Source organism: Streptomyces flavofungini, assembly GCF_041028215.1.
Taxonomy (GTDB): domain Bacteria; phylum Actinomycetota; class Actinomycetes; order Streptomycetales; family Streptomycetaceae; genus Streptomyces; species Streptomyces flavofungini_B.
On record NZ_JASKYR010000345.1, the window covers coordinates 1 to 8036 of the forward strand.

Here is an 8036-nt window from a genome sequence, read left to right on the forward strand (position 1 = left end):
GTCGGGTACAGGGGCGGTGTGGAGGCCAGCGCGCGGTAGGCGGCGGAGATGCCGTCGACGGAGCCCGCGTCCGGCACCATGCCGGTGGAGGTGCCGGGCAGCGGATCGGAAACGGTGTCCCGCGCGGGAGGCCGTTCCGGCGCCGGAGCGCCACGTCCCGGTTCCAGCAGGGCCAGGACGCGGGCCGCGACCTTCCGCTTGACCGGCGGCGACGCGGCGCGCAGGGCGACGGCCCCGGCGACCGCGATCAGACACAGGCAGTACAGGGCGACCACCCAGGGCTTCGGCTGGCGGCCCGCGTACAGGCCGTGCATCAGGGCGGCGCACCAGGCGGGATAGGCGAGCATGTGCAGCGCCCGCCAGCGCGACGCGACCCTCGCGGGGGAGGCGAAGGCGCTGCGCAGGGCTCCGGTGACGCTCGTCACGACCATGAGCAGGCCCGCGAGCGAGCCGAGGCCGATCAGCCCGGCGCTCCCGGCGACACCGAGCCCGAAGGGCACCAGGGCGCCGAGGAGGGAGACGTGGTCGAGGGCGACCTTGACGGTGCCGTGCAGCAGCAGGAAGCCCACGGAGGCGACCGCGGTGGCACGGTGCACGGCCTGGGCGAGCAGCCGCTGGCGTGAGCGGAGGAAGAGGCGGTCGGTGGCGACCAGGCCCCAGACCACGGCCGCGGTGAGGGAGACCAGGCACAGCACGCCGGTCGTGAAGTCCAGCGCGACGCGTAAACCGTCACTGCCCGCGAAGACGAGCAGGGGGATCAGGAGCAGGGCGCCGACGGCGAGAACTCGGCTCCGGCGATGAGGGTGCAGAGGGTTCATGGGGGCGGCTCCGAAATGGTTCGGTTCCCGCCGCATGCTAAGTCGCTCCATACCGGTGGGTACGAGGTTTGAGTTATTGCGTTGTTATCCAAGCGACGTCTGCTCTTGGCGTTGCCCCGATAGTGGGCGGTACGCCGAGTAACCCTGGGCCAAGGGTTACGGGCGGGCCCGGCGGCCACCGAGTCGACGGCCCGGCGTCCCCATGGGTGAGGCCCCGGCGGCCCTCGCGTAGTAGCTCGTCGCGGGGCGCGTGGGGGCTGCGGTACCCTGACGCCATGCGTGCCGTACGCCTTCTGCTTAGCGGGCCGCGCTGATCAGTCCCGACCGCCGGTGAACCGCGGTCGGAATCGGCGCGGCGTCCCCTCCTGTGCGAGGGGCATTTTTGTTTGACCCGCACGGTCATTTCCGCAGGCAGAGACGATCGATGGAGCTTTGAGGATCATGAGCGAGACGAATTCTGCTGCCGCCTCCGAGGTGGCCGCGCCGCACCGCTACACGGCCGTCCTGGCCGCTGAGATCGAGGCACGCTGGCAGGACTTCTGGGACGCCGAGGGCACCTACGAGGCGCCCAACCCCAGCGGCGACCTGGCCCCGCGGGATGAGGCGGAGGCCGCGCTGGTCGCCAAGCCGAAGAAGTTCATCATGGACATGTTCCCGTACCCCTCGGGTGCGGGCCTGCACGTCGGCCACCCGCTGGGCTACATCGCCACGGACGTCTTCGCCCGCTTCCAGCGCATGACCGGCCACAACGTCCTGCACACCCTGGGCTTCGACGCCTTCGGCCTGCCCGCCGAGCAGTACGCCGTGCAGACCGGAACCCACCCGCGGGTCTCCACCGAGGCCAATATCGCGAACATGAAGAACCAGCTGCGCGCGCTGGGCCTGGGCCACGACAAGCGGCGGTCGTTTGCCTCGATCGACCCCGAGTACTACAAGTGGACCCAGTGGATCTTCGTCCAGATCTTCAACTCCTGGTACGACGCCGACATGCAGAGGGCCCGCCCGATCGCCGACCTGGTCGCCCAGTTCGCGAGCGGTGAGCGCGCCGTACCGGGCACCACGCGCGCGTGGAGCGAGCTGGACGCCACCGAGCGCGCGGAGGTCCTGGGCGAGTACCGCCTGGCCTACGCCTCGGACGCACCCGTCAACTGGTGCCCCGGCCTGGGCACCGTCCTGGCCAACGAAGAGGTCACCGCCGACGGCCGCTCCGAGCGCGGCAACTTCCCCGTCTTCAAGGCCAAGCTGCGCCAGTGGAACATGCGCATCACCGCCTACGCCGACCGCCTGCTGGACGACCTGGACGCGCTGGACTGGCCCGAGGCCATCAAGCTGCAGCAGCGCAACTGGATCGGCCGCTCCGAGGGCGCCCGGGTGACGTTCCCCGTGGGCGCCGACGGCGAGGCCATCACGGTCTTCACCACCCGCCAGGACACCCTGTTCGGCGCCACCTACATGGTGCTGGCGCCCGAGCACGAGCTGGTCGACAAGGTCGTGCCCGACGCCTGGCCCGAGGGCACCCACGAGACCTGGACCGGCGGCCACGCCACGCCCGCCGAGGCCGTCACCGCCTACCGCGCGAGCGCCGCCGCCAAGTCCGACGTGGAGCGCCAGGCCGACGCCAAGGAGAAGACCGGCGTCTTCACCGGCGTCTACGCCACCAACCCGGTCAGCGGCGAGCAGGTCCCCGTCTTCATCGCCGACTACGTACTGATGGGCTACGGCACCGGCGCCATCATGGCCGTCCCCGCCCACGACAGCCGCGACTTCGCCTTCGCGCGCGCCTTCGGCCTGCCGATGCGCTGTGTGGTGGAGCCGTCGGACGGCCGCGGCACCGACACCGCCACATGGGACGACGCCTTCTCCTCCTACGAGGCGAAGCTGATCAACTCCGCCAACGCGGAGATCTCCCTGGACGGCCTGGACGTGACCGGGGGCAAGGCCCGCATCACCGGCTGGCTGGCCACGCGCGGCATCGGCGAGGGCACCGTCAACTTCCGCCTGCGCGACTGGCTGTTCAGCCGCCAGCGCTACTGGGGCGAGCCCTTCCCGATCGTCTACGACGAGGACGGCGTCGCCCACTCGCTGCCCGAGTCCATGCTGCCCCTGGAGCTGCCGGAGGTCGACGACTACTCCCCGCGCACCTTCGACCCGGACGACGCGGACACCTCCCCGGAGACGCCGCTGTCCCGCAACGACGACTGGGTCAACGTCACGCTGGACCTGGGCGACGGCCCCAAGAAGTACCGCCGCGAGACCAACACCATGCCCAACTGGGCCGGTTCCTGCTGGTACGAGCTGCGCTACCTGGACCCGCACAACGACCAGCGGCTGGTCGACCCCGCCGTCGAGCAGTACTGGATGGGCCCGCGCGACGGCCAGCCGACCGGCGGCGTCGACCTGTACGTGGGCGGCGCCGAGCACGCCGTCCTGCACCTGCTGTACGCGCGCTTCTGGTCCAAGGTCCTGTTCGACCTGGGGCACATCTCCTCGGCCGAGCCGTTCCACAAGCTGTACAACCAGGGCATGATCCAGGCCTACGTCTACCGGGACAGCCGCGGCTTCCCGGTGCCCGCGGCCGAGGTCGAGGAGCGCGACGGCGCGTTCTTCTTCGAGGGCGAGCCGGTCAAGCGCGAGCTGGGCAAGATGGGCAAGTCCCTGAAGAACGCCGTCACGCCGGACGAGATCTGCGAGGAGTACGGCGCGGACACCCTGCGCCTGTACGAGATGGCGATGGGCCCCCTGGACGTGTCCCGCCCCTGGGACACCCGCGCGGTCGTCGGCCAGTACCGGCTGCTCCAGCGGCTGTGGCGCCTGGTCGTCGACGAGTCGACCGGTGAGGTCACCGTCGCGGACGTCGCCGAGGCGGACGTCGACGAGGCCACCCTGCGCGCCCTGCACAAGGCGATCGACGGCGTGCGCCAGGACCTGGACGGCATGCGGTTCAACACCGCCATCGCCAAGATCACCGAGCTGAACAACCACCTGACCAAGGCCGCGGGCCCGGTACCGCGCTCGGTCGCCGAACGCCTGGTGCTGCTGATCGCGCCGCTGGCCCCGCACGTCGCCGAGGAGCTGTGGCGCAAGTTGGGCCACACCGACTCGGTCGTCCACCAGGACTTCCCCGTCGCCGACCCGGCGTACGTCGTGGACGAGTCCGTGACCTGCGTCGTGCAGATCAAGGGCAAGGTCAAGGCGCGTCTGGAGGTCTCGCCAGCCATCTCCGACGAGGAGCTGGAGAAGGTGGCCCTGGCCGACGACAAGGTCGTGGCCGCGCTGGGCGGCGCCGGCATCCGCAAGGTCATCGTGCGGGCGCCGAAGCTGGTGAACATCGTTCCGGCCTAGCCGCGAGCGCCGCGAAGGCGTGGGCACCTCCGCCGGAGGCGTCCCCTCCGGAGCGGGCATAGGGGTGTTCCCCTACGGGCAGGTTGGGGGTTCCGATGGAACCTCCGGCCTGCCTTCTCCGTTTACGGTGGAAGAACGGCCGCAGGAGCGGACGGGAACCGGAGAGGGGCGTCATGGAAGCCGTGGGCGCAATCGTGGCGCTGCTCGTCGTGCTGTTCATGGTCGCGGCGGTCTACGCGACGGTGAAGGTCGTCAAGGCGGCCAAGCGGGGTGTGGACCGCACGATCTCGGAGGCCCGCCGGACGGTGGAGGACACCACGCTGCGGGCCAGGAGCTTCGGTCAGGTCGGCAGCGCCGGACAGCTCGCACAGCTGCGCCTCTCCCTGCGCACGTCGATGCGGGCCACCCAGGACGTGCTGCGCGCGGGCGCGGTCGAGGACACCTCCCTGAAGGAGTCCCTCGGACTCTTCGACCGCCTCAGCGCCCATGGGCACGAGCTGGACGAAGAGCTGCGGCGCCTGGAGCGGGATCCGGACAAGGCCGCCCTCGCCGAGCGCCTCCCCGAACTGCGGGAGCGCACCGAGCAGATCACCAAGGCGGCGGACTCACTGCGGTGGTCGGCACGCGACCGCGCCCGCCGGTTCGCAGGCGACGACCTGGACTCCCTGAGCACCCAGATCGACATGGAGGCGGGAGCCCTGCGGCACTGGGCGAAGGAGCCCGCCCCGGAGCAGCCGCCCCCCTCGTGGCCCGAACCGGCAGCTCCCGCCAGGGACACGGAACAGACCTGGTCCGAGCCGTCCGCGGCACCGAGGGCGGACCAGGAGCCGCAGCGGCCCGCGATCACCCCGCCCAGGCCGACGGCGGCCTATCCGTGGGAGAAGAAGGCCAAGCCGGAGAGCACGACCTGAGCCGTCCGTGACACATCACGCCCTCCCGGGGCAGGGTGTGCGGGGGCCGGACTGCCGCCCCGCCGGTCAGACGGGTAACCTCCAGCTCATGTCCCGCCATGTCGCGATCGTCACGGATTCAACGGCCTATCTGCCGCAGCGGACGATGGACCGGCACGGCATCACTGCGGTGCCTCTGACGGTGGTGCTCGGCGACCGGGCGCTGGAGGAGGGCACCGAGATCTCGGCCCGCTCCCTCGCCCAGGCGCTCCAGAAGCGGAAGCCGGTGACGACGTCCCGGCCCAGCCCGGAGCTGTTCGCGGAGACGTACCGGAAGGTAGCGGAGGCGGGCGCCGAGGCCATCGTCTCGCTCCATCTGTCCGCCGAGTTCTCCGGCACGTACGACGCCGCGGTCCTGGCCGCCAAGGACGCTCCGGTGCCGGTGCGGGTCGTGGACACCGGGATGGTCGCGATGGCCCTCGGATTCTGCGCCCTGTCGGCCGCGGAGGCGGCCGAGGCCGGTGACTCCGCCGAGGAGGCGGTGGCGGCGGCCGAGAAGCGCGCCGCGGGCACCTCCGCCTACTTCTACGTCGACACCCTCGACTATCTGCGCAGGGGCGGCCGCATCGGCGCCGCGCAGGCGCTCTTCGGCTCGGCACTGGCCGTGAAGCCGCTGCTGAAGCTGGACGACGGCCGCATCGACATGCTGGAGAAGGTCCGGACGGCGTCGAAGGCGATCGCCCGCCTCGAAGAGATCGTCGTGGAGCGTGCGGGGTCCGGCCGTGTCGACATCGCGGTCCACCACCTGTCGGCCCCGGACCGCGCGACGACCCTCGCGGACCGTCTCCGCGAGCGGGTACCGGGCCTCGCTGAACTCCACGTCAGCGAGGTGGGCGCGGTGATCGGGGCGCATACGGGGCCGGGGCTGCTGGGAGCCGTGGTCTCGCCCCGGTAGGCGGGGTGGCCCGGCGTGGGCGGCGTGGCACCGACGTAGGCGGGGTGGCCCGACGCGATAATTCCCTCGTACGGGTGGTGGAGTTATCCACAACTGGGCGCTGATCCACGGGTTTTGCCCAAGATCATCGCGGTTGCGTCCGGGTGCCTAACGTCGTTGGCATGACTCTTCGATCTTCTCCCCAGACAGCTCAGACGCCCGCCGCAGCGGGGGCGGTGTCCACGACGCGGGTGCCTTCCGCGTCTCGCGTGCCTTCCGCATCACAGGTGCCCTCCGCGCCCCGCACCTCTTCCTTGTCTCGGGGACCTTCCGCGCCTCGGGCACCTTCCACGCCTCGGGCGTCGTCCGGGCCTCGGACGCCGTCCGCGACGAGCGGCCCTGGGCGTGGCCCCGCATCGGACGGCCGTGCGCAAGGTCGGCACGTCCGGGGCAGGGCCCGACGCAGGCGGACCACGGCGGAGGCCGTGCGGCTGCGCGCGGAGAACCTGTTCCCGGTGCCGTCACCGGAGCCGGTGCCCGAACCGCCACCTGCTTCGCAGAGGCCGCCCGCGTCGGCGAGCTTGGACGTGGCGGCAGCCGATGAGGCACTGCTGCCGGGGCGATGGGACGAGGATCGGGACGAACCCAGGGGCGAATCTAGGGGGGAACCCAGGGACGGAACTAGAAACGAGTCCAGGGACGGAACTAGAAACGAGTCCAGGGACGAAACTCAGGACAAGGTTCGGGGCGGGGCGGCGCCGCGCGCACCGGGGCCACGCTGGGTGTGGGAGGCCGTGCCCGCCGAGTTGCCCGACGTGAGCAAGGCGCGGGAGCCGGGCGCCGAACGGGAGCCCGACGCCGGTGAGCAGAGGGTGGCGGTACCTTCGCGGCGCGAGCGGGCGGGCCTGGCGGTGCGGGAGCGGCTGCCGGTGTGGTTGCAGGCGCGCTGCGGCCTGGAGCGGCGGGGAGTCGTCGCGCTCGTCGTGGTCCTCGCCGTCGCGGCGCTCTTCGCGGCCCAGCACTTCTGGACGGGCCGTACGCAGCCGGTGCGACCGCCGGACGTGGTGCGTGAGGCGGGCGCCGCCCCTGAGCGCGGGACGGGACGGGCGGCCTCGCCGGGTTCCGTGCCGGAGGGGAGTGGCTCGGCCGTCGGCGGTGTCGCGGCGGCCGGTGCGCAGGGCGGCAGGGTCGTCGTGGACGTCAGCGGAAAGGTCCGCAGCCCCGGGGTGCAGCGGCTGCCCGCCGGCTCCCGGGTGGCCGACGCGCTGCGGGCGGCCGGTGGAGTGCGTCCCGGCGCTGACCTGGGCGGGCTCAACCGTGCACGGGTGCTGGTGGACGGCGAGCAGGTCGTCGTCGGTGCCCCTCCGGAGCCGCCCGCAACGGGTGGAGCCGGATCCGCAGGAGCCGGAGCCTCGGGGGTCGCTGGAGCTGGAGCCGCTGGAGCCGCTGGAGCCGGAGGGGCGGCGGCTGCCGCGACGCCGGTCGGTCTGAACACGGCGAGCGCCGCGCAGCTTGACGAACTCCCGGGCGTCGGCCCGGTCCTGGCCCAGCACATCATCGACTACCGCACCGAGCACGGCGGTTTCCGCTCCGTGGACGAGCTCCGCGAGGTCAACGGCATCGGCGACCGGCGTTTCGCCGATCTCCAGGATCTCGTACGGCCATGACGCGGGCCACCGGGACCGGGACGGCGCGTGAAGCGGTCCACCTCTCGTCGGGCAACCGCCTGGGGGCTTCGCACCCACGGCAGGAGGGGCCGGTCGATCTACGCCTCGTACCGCCCGCGCTCGCGGCATGGGCGACGGCCGCGCTGATGCTGGACGCACCACCCCGGTGGGCGCTCACCACGGTCGTGACGTGTGTGGTGGTGGCCGGAGCCCTCCTCCTGACCCGGAGGGCGCGGCGACAGCCCCACACGGCCCAACCTGGCACGGCCCGACCCGGCGGGGCCCGATCTGGCCCGGCTCAACCGGGCTCGGTCCGAACCCGCACGGCGCAGCCCTACACGGCCCAACCCGGCTCGGCCCGACCCCGCACGGCCCAGCCCCACAC

Annotated in this window: 4 protein-coding genes and 1 pseudogene; 4 read left to right on the forward strand and 1 reads right to left on the reverse strand. The window is 72.1% G+C overall.

What is annotated here, in order from left to right:
* Positions 1-818: pseudogene (locus AB8Z36_RS22855) on the reverse strand (hypothetical protein); the annotation flags it as partial.
* A gap of 441 nt (positions 819-1259) precedes the next feature.
* On the opposite strand from AB8Z36_RS22855, the gene leuS reads away from it, so the two are divergent.
* The 4 genes from leuS (at position 1260) to AB8Z36_RS22875 (ending at position 7651) form a co-directional block, all read left to right on the forward strand.
* Positions 1260-4160, forward strand: a complete 2901-nt coding sequence (leuS, locus tag AB8Z36_RS22860) for a leucine--tRNA ligase (RefSeq protein ID WP_369215228.1) — start codon at positions 1260-1262, stop codon at positions 4158-4160.
* A 173-nt stretch (positions 4161-4333) separates the two neighbouring features.
* Positions 4334-5071, forward strand: a complete 738-nt coding sequence (locus AB8Z36_RS22865) for a hypothetical protein (RefSeq protein ID WP_369215229.1) — start codon at positions 4334-4336, stop codon at positions 5069-5071.
* Positions 5072-5159: 88 nt separating this feature from the next.
* Positions 5160-6005, forward strand: a complete 846-nt coding sequence (locus AB8Z36_RS22870; protein WP_369215230.1) for a DegV family protein — start codon at positions 5160-5162, stop codon at positions 6003-6005.
* A 485-nt stretch (positions 6006-6490) separates the two neighbouring features.
* The gene (locus AB8Z36_RS22875; protein ID WP_440581974.1) at positions 6491-7651 is read left to right on the forward strand and encodes a helix-hairpin-helix domain-containing protein; all 1161 of its coding nucleotides are present in this window, start codon (positions 6491-6493) and stop codon (positions 7649-7651) included.
* Positions 7652-8036: the final 385 nt, after the last annotated feature.